Genomic DNA, 18,575 nt, shown 5'->3' with positions numbered 1-18,575 from the left:
TTCAGCGATACAAAATTACCTCTGAAATAAATTATTAATACTGATTTTTATCATGTTTTGTTTTTTCAATCCCTTACAAATAAAGGGATTATCAACGAAAACGTTTGAAATAAGGAAAGTTGAAAAGAATAATTTTATAACTTTTTAGTTGTTGGTATTCATAATCCAGAAAAGGCGATAATTTTTTAGGAAAAATCAAGGTTTAAATTGAAATCTGGCAAAATTTTGTTAAAAAAAACGCCTGCATTATTCAAATAACCATATTTATAGGATAGATTTTCATATTTTCGTAATAATCCGACTAATTATTTGCACAAACTATTATGACTGAAGTTACTCGCCTTTTTGATTTTCCCTATTATCAGTTAAAGCATAAACCCAACCAAAAAGCCTTAATCACCAAATATGACGGTAAATGGACACCGATGTCTACTCAAGAATACATCGACAAGGCTAATGCTGTAAGTCGCGCATTACTAAAATTGGGGGTTCAAAAAAATGACAAAATCGCCCTTATATCCACAACCAATAGAACGGAGTGGAATATTATGGATATTGGTGTGCTTCAAGTAGGAGCCCAAAATATCCCGATTTACCCAACAATATCTGCTGAAGATTATGAATATGTGTTAAATCATAGCGAATCGATTTATTGCTTTGTGTCGGATGAAGAAGTGCTGAGTAAAGTTAGAAAAGTGCAGTCCAAAACTAAGCTAAAAGAGGTTTACTCTTTTGACCATATCGACGGTTGTAAACATTACTCTGAGTTGTTTGAATTAGGTAAGGATGAGAGCAATCAAAATGAGGTTGAAGCAAGAAAAGAGGCTGTTAAACCAGATGATTTAGCAACAATCATATATACTTCAGGTACAACTGGAAAACCAAAGGGTGTCATGTTAAGTCATTGGAATATTACGAGCAACGTATTGGACAGCTCTCCTCGAGTACCTTTACCGACATCTGGAGAAACTAGAGTTTTAAGCTTTTTACCTATTTGTCATATTTTTGAACGTGTCCTCATATATGTTTATCAATACGCCGGCACCTCGATTTATTTTGCTGAAGCTTTAGATAAAATCGGAGACAATGCTAAAGAAATTAAACCGCATTTAATGAGTGTTGTTCCTAGATTACTGGAAAAAGTGTTTGATAAAATAATGCTAAAGGGAGAAGAACTTACCGGTATAAAAAAAGCACTTTTCTTTTGGGCCGTACAATTAGGTGAAGTATGGGAACCCTACAAAGCTAATGGTCCTTGGTACGAGTTTAAACTTCGTATTGTCAACAAACTTATTTTTAGCAAATGGAGAGAAGCACTTGGAGGGGAATTACGCACCATGGTTTCGGGAAGTGCTGCATTACAGCCACGCCTGTCTCGTATTTTTGCAGCCGCTGGAATGCGAGTTATGGAGGGCTATGGACTTACCGAAACTTCACCTGTTGTTTCTGTAGGTATGTATAAAGACAAACACTACAAAGTCGGTACTGTTGGGAAACCTATAAAAAATGTAGAGGTGAAAATCGCCGAGGATGGTGAAATACTAATCAAAGGACCTAACGTTATGATGGGCTATTACAAAGATCCTGAAAAAACCGCTGATGTCATGACCGGTAAGTATTTCCATACTGGTGACAAAGGAATTATAGACGAAGATGGCTTCTTAAAAATTACAGGACGAAAAAAGGAAATGTTTAAAACATCCGGAGGCAAGTACATCATTCCAACACTTTTAGAGAATGATCTAAAACAGTCTTTGTTTATTGAACAAGTTATGGTTGTAGGTGAAGGTGAAAAAATGCCTGGTGCCATTATTCAGCCTAATTTTGAATTTATCCGAGACTGGATAGAATATAAAGGGCATACTATAGGTACAACGGAAAAAGAGATTGCTACATCCGAAATTGTAATTAATCGCATTCAAAAAGAAGTTGAAAAATACAATAAGAACTTTGGTAAATGGGAGCAAATAAAGCGTTTTGAATTAACACCTGAAGCCTGGACGATTGATGCTGGTCACCTAACTCCTACCATGAAAATGAAACGCGATGTTATTAAACACATCTATCAAGATTTATATGAAAAAATCTACAGAGATTAGATTATATTTTTCATAATTTTTTCACGTTTTTATTAATATTTTATAAAATATAATGTTAAAAATGTAAATTTACATTACTAACTAAAAATATTTTATGATGAAAACAAAAACATTTCTTATCAGTGGTATTGTCGGAGGAGTCGCTAATTGGCTTTTGGGCTGGCTTTTTTACGGTATTCTTTTCGCAAGTTTCTTCCCACAACCAGAAGAGTCTGCTAATACTATGATTTTAATTTTATTAGGTTGTGTAACCTATGGTTTGTTTATTTCGTTTATTTACAATAAATGGGCGCAAATATCAACAGCCGCCTCTGGTGCAAAAGCAGGTGCCGTAATTGGTATTTTCACGGCATTATACTATGGTTTTTTTGGATTGGCAATGAATACAGAGATGACATATGAGATGTTTGCCGTAGATATTGTTATAACCATTGTAATGACAGCAATAACCGGTGCGGTAATCGCTGCTATAAGTGGAAAACTTAATTAGCACGCTTCAAGACTAAATTATAATTAAAAGACTTCAATTAAAATGAAGTCTTTTTCTTTACATTTTAAATTTACTATGCATGCATAATTTTTATATATTTATTATGCATGCATAGTATTTTTTTATATCTTTGGTACTCACTAGATAAAAATGAAGGATAAAACAATAGATTATGTACTAAGAACCACTTGGTTAGCAGTCAACAAGATGTATAACGAAGAGGCTTCAAAATTTGACACTACCATGGCTACTGGTTTTGCATTATTAAGTATTGACCCTGAGAAAGGCACCCCTTCTACTTCTCTTGGTCCAAAAATGGGTATGGAAGCAACGAGCCTCTCACGTACATTGAAATCAATGGAAGAAAAGGGATTAATTACACGGAAACCAAATCCAGAAGATGGTCGTGGGGTCTTAATCCATTTAACCGAATTTGGTAAAGAAAAAAGAGCCTACTCCCGCGAACGTGTTTTAACCTTCAATGACGCTATAAAATCAAATATAAGTTCAGAAAAAATCGAACATTTTTACGAAGTGGCTGAACTTATCAATAATATGATTTCCAACAAAAAAATATACAATCAAAAGAACACAATTTAAAACAATGAGCAAACGAAGAATAAAGAAAATCGCCATCATTGGTTCAGGTATCATGGGAAGCGGTATTGCCTGCCATTTTGCCAATATTGGTGTAGATGTCCTTTTATTGGACATTGTACCCAGGGAACTGAATGATTCTGAAAAAGCCAGGGGCCTAACTTTGGATGATAAAGTAGTGCGCAACCGCCTGGTTAACGATGCACTAATGGCCTCAATAAAATCTAAGCCAGCACCACTCTACCACCCTTCATTTAAAGACCGCATCACAACCGGTAACTTAGAAGACGATATTGCTAAAGTTGCTCATGTTGATTGGATTATGGAGGTCGTTGTGGAACGTTTAGACATTAAAAAACAAGTGTTCGAAAAGCTTGAAAAATACAGAACACCTGGTACTTTAATAACTTCAAATACCTCAGGTATTCCGATTAAATTTATGAGCGAAGGCCGAAGTGAAGATTTCCAGAAGCACTTCTGCGGAACGCACTTCTTCAATCCCGCTCGCTATCTAAAATTATTTGAGGTCATTCCAGGTCCAAAAACCGATGCTTCTGTTCTAGAGTTTTTAAATGGTTATGGTGAACAATTCCTTGGAAAAACCTCTGTGATTGCTAAAGACACACCAGCTTTTATTGGTAATAGAATAGGAATCTTTAGTATAATGAGTCTTTTTCATACTGTAAAAGATTTAGACTTAACTATTGAAGAGATAGATAAATTATCTGGCCCAGTAATAGGACGCCCAAAATCAGCAACGTTTAGAACTGTAGATGTTGTAGGTCTAGACACTCTTGTGCATGTCGCTAATGGTATCAGAGAAAACTGTCCTAACGATGAACGTCACGAGCTTTTTGCCTTACCAGATTTTATTAATACTATGATGGAAAATAAGTGGCTAGGAAGTAAAACAGGTCAAGGATTCTACAAAAAAGAAGGTAAAGACATCAAATCACTGGATTTGAACAGTTTAGAATACCGTGATAAAAAATCGGCGAAATTTGGTACTCTAGAACTTACCAAAACTATAGACAAAGTTATAGACCGTTTTAAAGTATTAGTAAAAGGTAAAGACAAAGCAGGAGAATTCTACAGAAAGAGTTTTGCAGCCCTATTTGCATATGTATCTAATCGTATTCCTGAAATCACAGACGATTTATATAAAATTGATGATGCTATGAAAGCAGGATTTGGTTGGGAACACGGTCCTTTTCAAATTTGGGATGCTATTGGTGTAGAAGCTGGCATTGAAATGATGAAAGCCGAAGGTCTAGTACCTAATACTTGGGTTAACGAGATGTTAGCATCTGGTAGCTCATCGTTCTATACTGTAAAAGACGGAGCATCTTATGTGTATGATATTCCTTCAAAATCACAACAAAAAATTCCTGGTCAGGATAGTTTTATCATATTAGATAATATAAGAAAATCTAACGAGGTATTTAAAAACTCTGGTGTAGTCATAGAAGATCTTGGAGATGGTATATTAAACTGTGAATTCCAATCTAAAATGAACACCATTGGCGGAGATGTTTTAGCGGGCTTAAATAAAGCAGTGGACTTAGCCGAAAAAGATTTTGATGGATTAGTAATTGGTAACCAAGGAGCCAATTTTTCTGTTGGCGCCAATATTGGAATGATATTTATGATGGCCGTTGAGCAAGAATATGACGAGCTTAACATGGCTATCAAATACTTTCAGGACACGATGATGCGTATGCGTTATTCTTCTATACCTACAATTGCTGCACCACATGGCATGACCTTAGGTGGTGGGTGTGAGTTATCAATGCATGCAGATAAAGTTGTAGCTGCTGCTGAAACGTATATTGGTTTAGTAGAATTTGGTGTTGGTGTTATTCCTGGTGGTGGTGGCTCTAAGGAAATGGCATTGCGAGCTGCGGACACTTTTAACAAAGGTGATGTTGAACTGAATGTTTTACAAGAGTATTTCTTAACTATTGGTATGGCTAAAGTAGCGACTTCTGCTTACGAAGCTTTTGATTTAGGCGTCCTTCAAAAAGGAAAAGATGTTGTAGTTGTAAACAAAGATCGTCAAATCGCAACAGCCAAAGCGCATGCAAGACTGTTAGCAGATGCTGGTTATACTCAACCTGTAAAACGCAAAGATGTAAAAGTACTTGGTAAACAAGCCTTAGGTATGTTCTTAGTAGGAACAGACGCTATGGAAGCAAGTCACTACATCAGTGAGCACGATCAAAAAATTGCCAATAAACTAGCCTACGTAATGGCTGGTGGTGATTTATCTGAACCAACTCTAGTTACAGAACAATATTTACTTGATTTAGAGCGTGAGGCATTCCTTTCGCTTTGTACAGAGCGAAAAACTCTTGAAAGAATTCAGCACATGCTAAAAACAGGTAAACCTTTAAGAAATTAAGAAAATGAAACAAGTATATATAGTAAAAGGATATAGAACTGCAGTTGGTAAATCCAAAAAAGGTGGTTTTAGATTTAAAAGAGCTGATGAACTCGCGGCAGAAACCATTCAGTACATGATGGGTAAATTACCAGATTTCGATGTTACTCGTATTGATGATGTTATTGTTGGTAATGCCATGCCAGAAGGGTCTCAAGGCCTTAACATGGCACGAATTATTTCATTGATTGGTTTAAATACGGTTGATGTGCCAGGTGTAACTGTTAATAGATTTTGTTCGTCTGGATTAGAAACCATTGCCATGGCTGTTGCCAAAATTCAAGCTGGTATGGCAGAATGTATTATTGCTGGTGGTGCAGAGAGCATGAGTTCTGTTCCTATGACAGGTTTTAAGCCAGAACTAAACTACGATATCGTAAATGCTGGTCACGAAGATTACTATTGGGGAATGGGTAATACTGCAGAAGCAGTTGCAAACAAATACAACGTCTCTAGAGAAGACCAAGATGAGTTTGCTTACCACTCACATATGAAAGCTTTAAAAGCGCTTGAAGAAAATAAATTTCAAGATCAAATAGTACCAATTGAATTAGAAGAAACTTATGTTGATGGCAATGGTAAAAAAGCGACGCGCAAGTTTACCGTTTCTAAAGATGAAGGACCAAGAAAAGGGACAACTATTGAAGCCTTAGCAAAACTAAGGCCTGTATTCGCTCAAGGCGGTTCCGTAACCGCTGGGAACTCATCTCAAACCAGTGATGGTGCTGCATTAGTACTAGTAATGAGCGAGAACATGGTAAAAGAGTTAAATCTTGAGCCAATAGCGCGATTAGTAAGTTATGCCGCAGCAGGTGTGCCACCTAGAATTATGGGCATAGGACCTGTAGCTGCGATTCCAAAAGCACTAAAACAGGCTGGATTATCCCAAAACGATATTGAATTAATAGAGCTTAACGAAGCTTTTGCATCACAATCTTTAGCCGTAATGCGAGAGCTAGACCTCAACCAAGATATTGTAAATGTCAATGGTGGCGCTATTGCATTAGGCCATCCTCTTGGTTGTACAGGTGCAAAACTTTCCGTACAACTATTTGACGAAATGCGTAAACGCAATATGAAAAATAAATATGGTATGGTGACCATGTGCGTTGGTACAGGTCAAGGTGCTGCTGGAATTTTTGAATTTTTAAATTAAGAAGAAACTTATAACCTATAAAAAAATGGAGACTGTAGAAAAAGACATTTTAAGAGGAGGACAATTCCTCGTGAAAGAGACTAGTTGTGACGACATCTTTACGCCTGAAGATTTTACTGAGGAACAAAAGATGATGTTGGAAACCGTAAAAGAGTTTGTAGATAGAGAAATCTGGCCAAACAAGGAGCGTTTTGAAAAGAAAGATTACGCTCTTACAGAAGAAATAATGCGTAAAGCTGGCGATTTGGGCTTACTAGGTATTGCGGTTCCTGCTGAGTACGATGGCTTAGAAATGGGATTTGTTTCTACCATGTTAGTTTGTGATTACATCTCTGGCGCTACAGGATCTATCGCTACTGCATTTGGTGCACATACTGGTATTGGTACAATGCCGATCACTTTGTATGGCACAGAAGAACAAAAGAAAAGATATGTTCCTGCTTTAGCTACTGGTGAAAAATTTGGAGCCTATTGTTTAACTGAGCCTGGAGCAGGATCTGATGCTAACTCTGGTAAAACAAAAGCCGTTTTATCTGATGATGGTAAACACTATTTGATTTCAGGACAAAAAATGTGGATCTCTAATGCTGGCTTTGCAGAAACATTTATTGTTTTTGCTCGTATAGAAGATGATAAAAACATTACTGGCTTTATTGTTGAATACGATAAAGACAATCCTAATGGTATTACCTTGGGTGAAGAAGAACATAAATTAGGTATTCACTCTTCTTCTACACGTCAGGTGTTTTTTAACGACACTAAAGTACCTGTTGAAAATATGTTGTCTGAGCGTGGTGGCGGATTTAAAATTGCAATGAATGCCTTAAACGTTGGTCGTATTAAATTAGCTGCTGCTTGTTTAGATGCGCAACGTCGTGTAATTACAGAGGCCGTAAAATATGCTAACGAGCGCGTACAGTTTAAAACTCCAATTGTAAAGTTTGGTGCTATTAAATCTAAATTAGCCGAAATGGCAACTAGTGCCTACGCTGGTGAATCTGCATGTTATAGAGCTGCAAAAAATATTGAAGATCGCATTAATATTCGTGTTGATTCAGGAAATACTCATCAAGAAGCTGAACTTAAAGGTGTAGAAGAATATGCTATTGAGTGTTCCATTTTAAAAGTAGCTGTGTCTGAAGATATTCAAAACTGTACAGATGAAGGTATACAAGTGTTTGGTGGTATGGGATTCTCTGCTGATACACCAATGGAATCTGCCTGGAGAGATGCTCGTATATCAAGAATTTATGAAGGAACTAACGAAATTAACCGAATGCTGGCCGTTGGTATGCTCGTAAAGAAAGCTATGAAGGGTCATGTAGACTTATTAGGTCCTGCTATGAAAGTCGCTGATGAGTTAATGGGTATTCCTTCATTTGACACACCAGATTACTCTGAGTTATTCTCTGAAGAAAAAGAGATGATTGCTAAACTTAAAAAGGTATTCTTAATGGTTGCTGGTGCCGGAGTTCAGAAATATGGACCAGACTTAGAAAAACACCAACAGTTATTATTAGCAGCTTCAAATATCTTAATTGAGATATACATGGCAGAATCTACTATTTTAAGAACCGAAAAGAATGCTAAGCGTTTTGGAGAAGAGGCGCAATCACATCAAATAGCAATGGCTAAGTTGTACTTGTACAACGCAGTTGATATTATTATAAAAAATGCAAAAGAAGGAATTGTAAGTTTTGCTGAAGGAGATGAGCAACGTATGATGCTAATGGGCCTTAAGCGATTTACAAAGTACACCAACATGCCAAATGTTGTTGCCTTACGTACTCAGATTGCAGATAAATTATCTGAAGAAAATGAGTACTGTTTTTAATTAAGTTTAAGTTAGAAATGAAAAAAGCCAATTCAATTGAATTGGCTTTTTTTTAAATAAATTGATTTAATTGATTATAATCTTTTTAGTAATAAGCTTACCATCATCTGTATTTAATCTCACTATATAGACACCTCTAGTGAGATTCTCTAAATCATACTCTGTACTAGAACCTTTTAGTAAGTCTTTAATATTATGAACTAGTTGACCTGCTATATTATAAACATCAATAGTGTTTAAAGATGAGCCTGTTGGATTAAGAACAACTAATTTATCCCTGTTAGAAGCATAATAAAAATCTAATTGTTCTTCTTCATTATCATCAATACTCAATGCGCTTGGGTTTTGAAATCCTAACACAAATCGACCTTCGTAAATACCAGCTGGTAATGTGGCCTGATAATCAACATTTCTTAAATCATAATTTGTTCCCAACTCAGTATCATGAAGTATTATATCTAAATCATCAGGAATATTCTCTAAAGATTCAATGGTAATTACCACATCTCCTACATCAGTTTTTTTAATATTTAGGGGCAATGACGTTGCATTTATATCTATGCTGCCTATACCTTGTATTACAAATAGTTCATCATTAATTAACCAGGACATATCGTCAACTTGCACATCATATAAATGACCATCATATCCCCAATCATAACCATCAGTACAATTTTCATCTACTGTTAAAAGAATTTGTCTATTAATAATGCCTACAGATGTAAACTGTAGTCTTATTTTAGGTCTATCATCAGTTTCTGTAGATATGTTTAATTCATCTGTTGGTAAAGAGTTATTATCATCTACAGTTGAAGTGCTTTGCCCAAAACTAATTTGTAATAACAAAAGGCAAATAAATACGCCTATATTCTTAATGTATGAAGTAATAGTTTTCATAACTCTAGAGGGATTAAGTTACTCGATGGACTAAAGGTTTTGTTGGTTTTATGTACCTAAATATTCAAAAAATATCATGGATTGGAAGTTTAATACATTTTAAAAGCCCAATAATTCGCTAAAATGAACTGAATTGTAAATTTCATCGATAAATTGTATCACTTATTTATGATAGTATTTGATTGTACTTCTTTAATTTTTAATTAAAATATTTTAAGGAATAACAACCTAGATAATTCTTATATTTAAGGAATCAATCTTGCTATATCATGAAATATTATTTTTTAATCCTATTTCCCTTTTTATCTACCCTCTCCTTTTCACAATCCAATACCGAAGTTTTTCTTTTCGACTTAGAAAAAAACAACTCTGAAATTAAAGTTTCTAATGGCATCAACATATCCAATAATGATGGATATGATAATCAACCTTCATTTTTCGGTGATGATAGTGTGCTATACGCTTCAACAAGAAATGGACAAACCGATATTGCTCAATATCATATAAATTATAAATCAAAAACATTTATAAATTTTACTAAAGGCGGTGAATACACACCTTTAAAAATTCCAAATAAAAATGCGGTTTCTGCTGTTAGACTAGATCCAGACAACAAACAACGTTTATATAGTTACAATCTAAGCAATGGTGAGTCTACTGAGCTAATAAAAGATTTGGTTGTTGCCTACTACACTTGGTACGACGATAGCTCAATAGTTTCTGCCGTTATTGAAAACGAGCAACTTAATTTATACGTTAGTAATACTACAGATGGTACCAACAGAAAATATGCAACAAGTGTTGGCCGCTCGTTCCATAAAATCCCTAACTCTAATCTTGTAAGTTTTATCTATAAAGAAACTGATAAAACATGGCAAATAAGATCGTTAAACCCTAATAATGGCATCACAAGACTTATCGCCAATACCATGGAAGGTGTCGAGGATATTTGCTGGCTAGATGGTAAAACACTGCTATCTGGAAAAAATGGTATTCTGTATAAACTAACCCTAAAAAAAGATAACAATTGGAAAAAAATAGCAGACTTATCCTCTTACGGTATTACTAATATTACACGTTTAGCAGTTAATGATGATGGTACAAAATTATTAATTGCAGCTGATTTACAATCAGACAAAGAAGAGATAGAAACCAATAAAACTCTTACTGAAAACATTGAAGCTTCACCAATCTTATCTGAGTCTGAAGCTGCTGCTGTAGTTCAAAAACATATAGGCCCTTTTAATAATAGGCAACTTAATGACTTTGCAAATGCTTTTGATGCAAATGTTGTGGTAAATAAATTTCCAAAGGATTATATGTATTCAGGTAGAAATACCCTAAAGGAAAATTACCGTGAATTCTTCAGAAATAACAAAAAATCTAACGTTAAGGTATTAAACCGTATGGTGCTGAATAATTACGTTGTTGACGAAGAATTGGTAACATTAAACAATCTTACTATAAGACAGGCTACCATATATAATGTAGATAAAGATGGTATAAAATCCATGACTTTTATTAGAAACAGAAAATCAACTTCAAACCCTGAAACTATTGTTAATGATCAGCTTGAAGCCTATAACAAAAGGGATATCGATGAATTCACCAAGACTTATGCAAAAGATGTTAAACTATATGAATTTCCTGAAAATATAACTTCTAATGGTATAGAAGAATTGGAAAAAAGATATCAGGTAATCTTCCAAAAAGTTCCAGATCTTAATGCAGAAATTATGAACAGAATTGTTTTGGGCAACAAAGTCATTGACAAAGAAAAAGCAATTATAAACGGAAAAACATACTATGCAATAGCCATTTATGAAGTAGATGATGGTTTAATTTCAAAAGTTACCTTTATTCAATAATTAAACTATGAAAAATATTATAACCCTTTTAGTACTAACAATTGGTTTATATACTTATTCTCAAGATAAGAATACTCTTGATCCTAAGTTAGAAAATATCGCTTGGATCTCAGGCACATGGTATGGTGAAGCCTTTGGTGGTATTACCGAAGAAATTTGGAGCGAGCCCTCTGGAGGTTCAATGATGGCTACTTTTAAATTAATAGTTGATGGAAAAGTAAAGTTTTATGAAATAGAAGTCATCAGAGAGGTTGAAAATTCATTAATTCTCCAACTAAAACATTTTGGCCCAGACCTAAAGGGATGGGAAAACAAGGATGAAACCGTAGATTTTCCCTTAAAGCATATAACAGCAAACAAAGTTGTCTTTGAAGGTATGACCTTTGAAAAAGTTTCAGATAATGAAATGAACATCTATGTAGACATTAATGAAAATAACAAAATAGAGACTGTAAAATTCAACTATAAAAAGCAAACTAAAAAACCATTAAAACCTACTCAAAATGTAAAAAAAGCCCAATCCAATCCGAAAATCGACGGTATAGGTGATGAAAACATCTGGCAGAACACAAAATGGTATCCTATAGACCAACTTTGGCTAGGTAGCCAATATAACTCAACCGATTTTGAGGGTAGATACAAACTTGCTTGGACTAAAAAGGCACTATACCTCTTGGCAGAGATAAGAGATGACAAACTAATAGATATTAATGAAGACCCATTAATTGCATGGTGGGATGATGATTGTCTCGAAATTTTTATAGACGAAGACAACAGTGGCGGTGAGCATCAGTATAACCATAATGCATTTGCCTACCATATAGCTTTAGATGGTAATGTGGTCGATATGTCCACTGACAAGCAAGGAAAACTCTATAATTCGCATCTAGAATCTAAACGGATTACAAAAGAAAATACATCTGTTTGGGAGGTAAAAATTTTGGTGTTTGATGACACTTATAAAGACGATGAGAAAAATACTCCTATAGAGTTATTAGCCGGCAAAAACATAGGATTTGCCCTAGCCTATTGTGATAATGACAATAGTGAACATCGCGAAAACTTTATAGGTTCTATACCAGTTGAAGGTGAGGATAAAAACCGTGGCTGGATTGACGCTAATATTTTTGGAACATTAAAACTAATTGATTAAAAATGAAAAAAACATTTCTAATTCTTACACTACTTTACGCTTCTGCAACATATTGTCAAACAGACCCTAAGATTTACGATATAATTGACGCTGTTTCAGAAGAACGACTAAAAAATGATGTAAAAACTTTGGCCGATTTTGGCACACGTCATACGTTAAGTGATACCATTTCTGACACTCGAGGTATTGGTGCAGCAAGACGTTGGATAAAGTCACAATTCGATAATATTTCTGAAGATTGTAATAATTGTTTAGAAGTGTTTTACCAAGAAAACTTTTTTGAAAAAGGAACCAACCAACGCATTACCAAAGATGTTAACATTGTTAATGTTGTGGCTATTCAACGTGGCACAAAATATCCTAATCGCTACATCATCATGAGCGGAGATATAGATTCTAGAGTGTCAGATCCCAACGATTATACCTCAGATTCACCTGGTGCAAACGATAATGCCACAGGCATGGCTGGCGCTATGGAAGCTGCCAGAGTACTTTCAAAATACAAATTTGAAAGTAGTATTGTCTACCTAGGACTTTCCGGTGAGGAACAAGGGCTTTTCGGAGGACAAGGTTTCGCTAAATATGCAAAAGAAAATAATTGGGATATTATTGGTGTGCTTAATAATGACATGATTGGTAATATTGAAGGTGTAGATGGAGTTATTGACAATAGAACCTTCAGGATTTTCTCTGAGCCTATAACCACAGATGAAACCGATCCTGAAAAATTAGCTAGACAAGCAAGAGCAAGACGTTTTTATGGTGGAGAAGTCGATGGTATTTCGCGCCAGCTTGCTAGATACGTTTACGCAACAACTAAAACCTACATGCCAGAAATGAATCCGATGATGGTTTATCGTCTCGATCGTTTCGGTCGTGGTGGACATCACAGACCTTTTAACGATCTTGGCTTTGCAGGAATACGAATTATGGAAGCTCACGAAAATTACACGCAACAACATCAAGATATTAGAACAGAAAACGGTATAAACTATGGAGATACTTTTGAGCATGTTAATTTTCCATATTGTAAAAAACTAACTGTAGTAAATGCAATTACCATGGCATGCCTTGCCTCTGCTCCACCTTCTCCAGAAGACGTTAGTATTGGTGGAATCGTTGAAGCCTCAGTAAAACTACAATGGAATAAAGTTGATGGTGCAAAAGGCTATAAAATCTATTGGAGAGACACAACTTCTCCTACTTGGGACAATAGTAGATATGTTGGAGACGTTAATGAGTTTACATTAACAGGTATAGTTATAGACAATTCACTATTTGGAGTTGCCGCTGTTAATGAGAATGGTCACGAAAGTGTGGTGGTTTTTCCAAATAAAATAATTAGATAATCATGAATGTTTCAAAATTAAAACCTCTAATCCCTGAATTATTTTTAATTGTATCAGTTGTTTATTACTGGATCTTAACTGCAAATCTTTTTAATCCTTTCGCTATTGGTTTATTAGCTATTATATTCTACCAAATAATGAATAAAAAGCCCACTCTAGGATTAATAATTTCGGTTACTGTTATTGTTCTCACTTTATTTTTAGTTTTAGCATTACTATCTGAATTATCAGAGTTTGAAGTCGCCAATCAAAATTATACAAACCTTCTTATTTTTGGTACCTTATACTTAGGGACCAATTTAGTTTTGGGCAGCATAATGCTTCACAAATATCTGAAACAAAAAATGACATAATAGTGAAATATAGATTACTCCTACTTTTTGCACTGATAATATCTTCAATTGAAGCGCAACCCCTTCAAAACCAAAATAACTTTACAAGACAAGATACTCTTAGAGGGAGTATTACTCCTGAGCGCGAATGGTGGGACCTTACTTATTACCACTTAGATATTGAGGTAAAGCCAGAAGAAAAGTTTATTTCTGGCATCAATACCATTCAATATAAAGTCTTACTACCACGTACAATTATGCAGGTAGATTTGCAAGAACCTATGGAAATTACTAAAGTGACCCAGAATGGTAAACCGCTTCCTGTAGTACGAGATGGTAACGCTTTTTTTATTACGCTATATGAACAAAATGTTGGTGACATAAATTCTATAGTAGTGCATTACCAAGGTTATCCAAAAGAAGCAAAGCGCGCACCTTGGGATGGCGGGTTTTCATGGAAAAAAGATAAAAACGGAAAACATTTTATTGCAACATCTTGCCAAGGTTTAGGCGCTAGCGTGTGGTGGCCAAACAAAGACCATATGTATGACGAAGTGGATAGTATGCTTATTAGTATTACCAATCCTAAAGGTTTAACCAATATATCTAATGGCCGTCTGAGAAAGCTAGAAGATTTAGGTGATAAGGTTAAATCGCATTGGTTTGTCTCTAACCCAATCAATAATTATGGAGTCAACGTAAATATCGGCGATTATGTAAACTTTTCTGAAGTCTATAACGGTGAAAAAGGAAAACTGGATATGGATTATTGGGTCTTATCTTACAACCTTGAAAAAGCCAAAGAACAGTTTAAAGACGCACCAAAAATGATGAAGGCTTTTGAACATTGGTTTGGCCCTTACCCATTTTATGAAGATAGTTTTAAACTTGTTGAAGTCCCTTATTTAGGCATGGAGCATCAAAGCTCTGTAACCTATGGAAATCAATATATAAACGGTTATTTAGGAAATGATTTATCTGGTACTGGTTGGGGTTTAAAATTTGATTTTATTATCATTCACGAAGGTGGACACGAGTGGTTTGCCAACAACATCACCAATAAAGATATTGCAGATATGTGGATTCATGAAGGCTTTACAGCATACTCAGAAAACCTGTTTCTGGACTATTATTATGGCAAAGACGCTTCAGCTGAATATGTTATTGGAACGCGCAAAAGAATACAAAACGACAGACCTTTGATTGGTGAGTATGGTGTAAATCATGAAGGCTCTGGAGATATGTATTACAAAGGAGCCAATATGCTGCATACGTTAAGACAACTCATTGAAGATGATGAACTTTGGAGGCAAATTCTTAGAGGATTAAATAAAGACTTTTATCATAAAACGGTAACATCAAAACAAATAGAAGATTATATAAGTTTAAAAACAAACAAAGACCTAAGGGCGTTTTTCAATCAGTATTTAAGAACAACTAAAATCCCAACTTTAGAATATAAGATTGAAAATAAACTGCTTAAATTTCGATATGTAGATATTGTAGGTGGTTTTGATATGCCTATAGAAGTTGAAATTGATGGCAAACACGAGTGGATCTTTCCAAATTCTGAATGGAAAACAAAGCCTATTACAACTGAAGAATTTGCAGTAGATAAAGACTTTTATATTTATTCGAAAAAGTTATAAAGTGGAAATACCTGAACTCTATTTTGAACGAGACACCGACTGGTACGATTGGCTACTAAACAATCATCAAAAACATGATGCAGTCTATTTGATTTTTTACAAAATAGAACATCACCTACCATCTATGCGTTGGGAAGAAGCCGTAAAAATTGCTATTTGTTTTGGTTGGATTGACTCAACGGTAAAAAGTTTGGGCAATGGCAAAAGACAACAGTATTTTACAAAACGCAATCCCAAAAGTACTTGGAGTGCTCTCAACAAATCTTATGTAAAGCAACTAGAAAAAGCAGGACTCATCCACGATACTGGTTGGGAAATGATTAAACTTGCTAAAAAAACAGGTACGTGGACAGCCATGGACAATGTAGAAAATGGTATTATTCCTGAAGATTTGCAAAATGCTTTTAATGCTAATCCACAAGCTTTTGAAAACTATCAAAACTTTTCAAAAGGCTATCAAAAGAGCTACTTATCATGGTTACACAGTGCAAAACGGGAAGGCACAAGACAAAAAAGAATTGAAGAAATTATAAAACTCTGCAGTCGTAATATTAAAAGTCGAAGTGGCTAGTAATCTTATTTATAGTTTTCGTTAACGTCTTATTAAGAGAAATAACAAAGGAATTTTCTTAGTTTGCTGGTTTATTTATTATTTTGAAATCTAAAAACAAATCTTTAGCACAATCCGTTAGGTGGTATCGCAAATGGCATCGCTATACTGCCATGTTACTACTCACATTCATTGCGATAGTAAGCTTAAGCGGTATTTTACTTGCTTGGAAAGATGAATTGCAGCTTAAGCCACCATCACAAAAATCTGTAACTACGAATCAAGATTTACTGCCTCTTAGCAAAATTGAAACCATTGCCATAAAGCATATTGAAGACCTAAACCTGTCTTCCACTATTAATAGAATAGATTATAGGCCCAGAAAAGGAATTGCAAAAGTTAGGTTTCAAACTCATTTTACAGAGTTACAAATAGATTGTTACACAGGAAAAATCCTTTCACAAAAAATAAGAACCGCAGACATCATAGAAATGATACATGACGGTTCTATTATAGACTATTTGGTAAACTCTGAAGGAAAAACAGTAAAACTCTTATATTCCTCTGTTTTAGGATTGGGACTTTTGTTCTTATCGTTTAGCGGGTTTTGGCTTTGGAAAAAGCCAAAACAAATCAAAAAGAATAAAAACTAATAGAATTATGATACTCTAGAGTCCGCTTATGTAACTTCCATAAGGATCTTTGAACTGTGTTCCTTCTTTAAATTTATATTTAGATAACTTCTTAAACTGTGCCAATCCCCAGAGTATAAATTCCTTTTCAAAATAGACATCCTTAGGGTCTATATCGGGTTGGTAATCTGCTATTAAATTATCTAAAGGCTTAATGCTATCTAGTTTTGATTTATAAGTTACATCGTTATCATCATCTAACAACTCAAAGCCATCTCCATTAAAAAACCAAGAGACTAATTCATCATAAGGGGTTTCTTCATCTTGTTTTTGAAGCTTTTCAATCTTTGTGAAATACTCTGGAAATAACGTTTTTATAGCGCTTTCTAGCAATAAATTAGCCACGTAATAAGCACCTTCTTGTTCGCCTTCATATACCAATTCTACCTTACCCGTAATAGACGGAATAACACCTATAAAGTCCGATAGTCTTACCGTTGTGTGGCTATCTCCATTAAGCAGTGCCCTACGTTCTGCCGTGCTCATTAAATTCTCATAAGCTGTAATACTCAATCGAGCACTTACACCACTTTTTACGTCAATGTAATCGCTTTCACGAGCTTCAAAGCTTATTTGTTCTAAAATATCCTTTGCTAAATCTGGGACATAAACGGTATTAGCTTGAAACTGTTCTAAACGTGCTTCTTGTAAAGTTATTTCGCGAGCAACCTCAATACTGTTAGGATAATGTGTTAAAATTTGAGACCCTATTCTATCTTTTAAAGGAGTAACAATACTACCTCTATTAGTATAATCTTCAGGATTTGCGGTAAACACAAATTGCATGTCTAAAGGTAATCTTAGCTTAAATCCTCTTATCTGAATGTCTCCTTCTTGCAAAATATTAAACAAAGCTACTTGAATTCTTGCTTGTAAATCTGGTAACTCATTAATCACAAAGATGCAACGGTTGGCTCGAGGAATCATCCCAAAATGAATCACACGATCATCGGCATAGCTCAACTTTAAATTTGCTGCTTTTATAGGATCTACATCTCCAATAATATCAGCAACAGTAACATCTGGAGTGGCTAATTTCTCTGCAAAACGTTCATCTCTATGTAACCAAGAGATTGGTGTATTGTCACCTTTTTCTTTTATGAGCTCTTTTGCATAGCGTGAAATAGGTTGTAAAGGATCGTCATTAATTTCCGAACCTTCCACAACTGGAATATATTCGTCCAATAATGTCACCATCATACGTGCCAAGCGTGTTTTTGCCTGACCACGTAATCCTAAAAGGTTGATATTGTGTCGTGATAATATCGCACGTTCTAATTCAGGAATCACTGTGTTTTCATAACCGTGGATACCTTGAAACGTATTGATTTTGTTCTTTATATTTTCAATAAGGTTATCTCTTAATTCGTCTTTAATCGATTTAGATTGATATCCTGATTTTTTTAATTCTCCTAGTGTTTTAATGTCTTTCATTTTCTAGCTTTTGGCTATTTGCTTTTGACTATTAG

Annotated in this window: 15 protein-coding genes; 13 read left to right on the top strand and 2 right to left on the bottom strand. The window is 34.9% G+C overall.

Features of this window, described 5'->3' with window-relative positions; genetic code table 11:
* Window positions 1-323 precede the first annotated feature (323 nt).
* The 6 genes from ACPX19_RS10010 (at window position 324) to ACPX19_RS09985 (ending at window position 8,616) form a co-directional block, all read left to right on the top strand.
* The gene (locus tag ACPX19_RS10010; RefSeq protein ID WP_426429866.1) at window positions 324-2,099 is read left to right on the top strand and encodes an AMP-dependent synthetase/ligase; all 1,776 of its coding nucleotides are present in this window, start codon (window positions 324-326) and stop codon (window positions 2,097-2,099) included.
* 94 nt (window positions 2,100-2,193) lie between these two features.
* Entirely contained in the window at window positions 2,194-2,589 is a 396-nt protein-coding gene (locus tag ACPX19_RS10005) for a hypothetical protein (protein ID WP_426429865.1), read from the top strand.
* Window positions 2,590-2,739: 150 nt separating this feature from the next.
* Window positions 2,740-3,189: a MarR family winged helix-turn-helix transcriptional regulator gene (locus ACPX19_RS10000; RefSeq protein ID WP_426429864.1), complete on the top strand. Its 450-nt coding sequence runs from the start codon at window positions 2,740-2,742 to the stop codon at window positions 3,187-3,189.
* Between the two features lie 4 nt (window positions 3,190-3,193).
* Window positions 3,194-5,587 (top strand): 3-hydroxyacyl-CoA dehydrogenase/enoyl-CoA hydratase family protein, encoded by a 2,394-nt coding sequence (locus ACPX19_RS09995; protein WP_426429863.1) that lies wholly within the window; start codon window positions 3,194-3,196, stop codon window positions 5,585-5,587.
* A 4-nt stretch (window positions 5,588-5,591) separates the two neighbouring features.
* The gene (locus ACPX19_RS09990) at window positions 5,592-6,782 is read left to right on the top strand and encodes an acetyl-CoA C-acyltransferase (RefSeq protein WP_426429862.1); all 1,191 of its coding nucleotides are present in this window, start codon (window positions 5,592-5,594) and stop codon (window positions 6,780-6,782) included.
* Window positions 6,783-6,807: 25 nt separating this feature from the next.
* Entirely contained in the window at window positions 6,808-8,616 is a 1,809-nt protein-coding gene (locus ACPX19_RS09985; protein WP_426429861.1) for an acyl-CoA dehydrogenase family protein, read from the top strand.
* A 66-nt stretch (window positions 8,617-8,682) separates the two neighbouring features.
* Here ACPX19_RS09985 and ACPX19_RS09980 read toward each other — a convergent pair whose 3' ends face one another.
* Window positions 8,683-9,513 (bottom strand): T9SS type A sorting domain-containing protein, encoded by an 831-nt coding sequence (locus ACPX19_RS09980; RefSeq protein ID WP_426429860.1) that lies wholly within the window; start codon window positions 9,511-9,513, stop codon window positions 8,683-8,685.
* 269 nt (window positions 9,514-9,782) lie between these two features.
* Here ACPX19_RS09980 and ACPX19_RS09975 point away from each other — a divergent pair, with 269 nt between their 5' ends.
* The 7 genes from ACPX19_RS09975 (at window position 9,783) to ACPX19_RS09945 (ending at window position 17,067) form a co-directional block, all read left to right on the top strand.
* On the top strand, window positions 9,783-11,381 hold the full coding sequence (locus ACPX19_RS09975; RefSeq protein WP_426429859.1) for a nuclear transport factor 2 family protein: 1,599 nt from the start codon (window positions 9,783-9,785) through the stop codon (window positions 11,379-11,381).
* Window positions 11,382-11,388: 7 nt separating this feature from the next.
* Window positions 11,389-12,534 (top strand): DUF6265 family protein, encoded by a 1,146-nt coding sequence (locus ACPX19_RS09970; RefSeq protein ID WP_426429858.1) that lies wholly within the window; start codon window positions 11,389-11,391, stop codon window positions 12,532-12,534.
* Window positions 12,535-12,536: 2 nt separating this feature from the next.
* Window positions 12,537-13,883 carry a M28 family metallopeptidase gene (locus tag ACPX19_RS09965; protein WP_426429857.1) on the top strand — a complete coding sequence of 449 codons (1,347 nt, stop codon included), beginning with the start codon at window positions 12,537-12,539 and terminating at the stop codon, window positions 13,881-13,883.
* 2 nt (window positions 13,884-13,885) lie between these two features.
* On the top strand, window positions 13,886-14,236 hold the full coding sequence (locus tag ACPX19_RS09960; RefSeq protein ID WP_426429856.1) for a hypothetical protein: 351 nt from the start codon (window positions 13,886-13,888) through the stop codon (window positions 14,234-14,236).
* 2 nt (window positions 14,237-14,238) lie between these two features.
* The gene (locus ACPX19_RS09955) at window positions 14,239-15,864 is read left to right on the top strand and encodes a M1 family metallopeptidase (RefSeq protein ID WP_426429855.1); all 1,626 of its coding nucleotides are present in this window, start codon (window positions 14,239-14,241) and stop codon (window positions 15,862-15,864) included.
* 1 nt (window position 15,865) lies between these two features.
* Window positions 15,866-16,435, top strand: a complete 570-nt coding sequence (locus ACPX19_RS09950; RefSeq protein ID WP_426429854.1) for a YdeI/OmpD-associated family protein — start codon at window positions 15,866-15,868, stop codon at window positions 16,433-16,435.
* A gap of 83 nt (window positions 16,436-16,518) precedes the next feature.
* The gene (locus ACPX19_RS09945) at window positions 16,519-17,067 is read left to right on the top strand and encodes a PepSY domain-containing protein (protein WP_426429853.1); all 549 of its coding nucleotides are present in this window, start codon (window positions 16,519-16,521) and stop codon (window positions 17,065-17,067) included.
* Window positions 17,068-17,082: 15 nt separating this feature from the next.
* Here ACPX19_RS09945 and ACPX19_RS09940 read toward each other — a convergent pair whose 3' ends face one another.
* Window positions 17,083-18,540: a magnesium chelatase gene (locus tag ACPX19_RS09940; RefSeq protein ID WP_426429852.1), complete on the bottom strand. Its 1,458-nt coding sequence runs from the start codon at window positions 18,538-18,540 to the stop codon at window positions 17,083-17,085.
* Window positions 18,541-18,575 lie beyond the last annotated feature (35 nt).

It is taken from the genome of Winogradskyella sp. HB-48 (genome assembly GCF_049942685.1).
GTDB lineage: Bacteria > Bacteroidota > Bacteroidia > Flavobacteriales > Flavobacteriaceae > Winogradskyella.
Note: the sequence above shows the minus strand (reverse complement) of the source record. Positions and strands in the feature narration are given on the sequence as shown.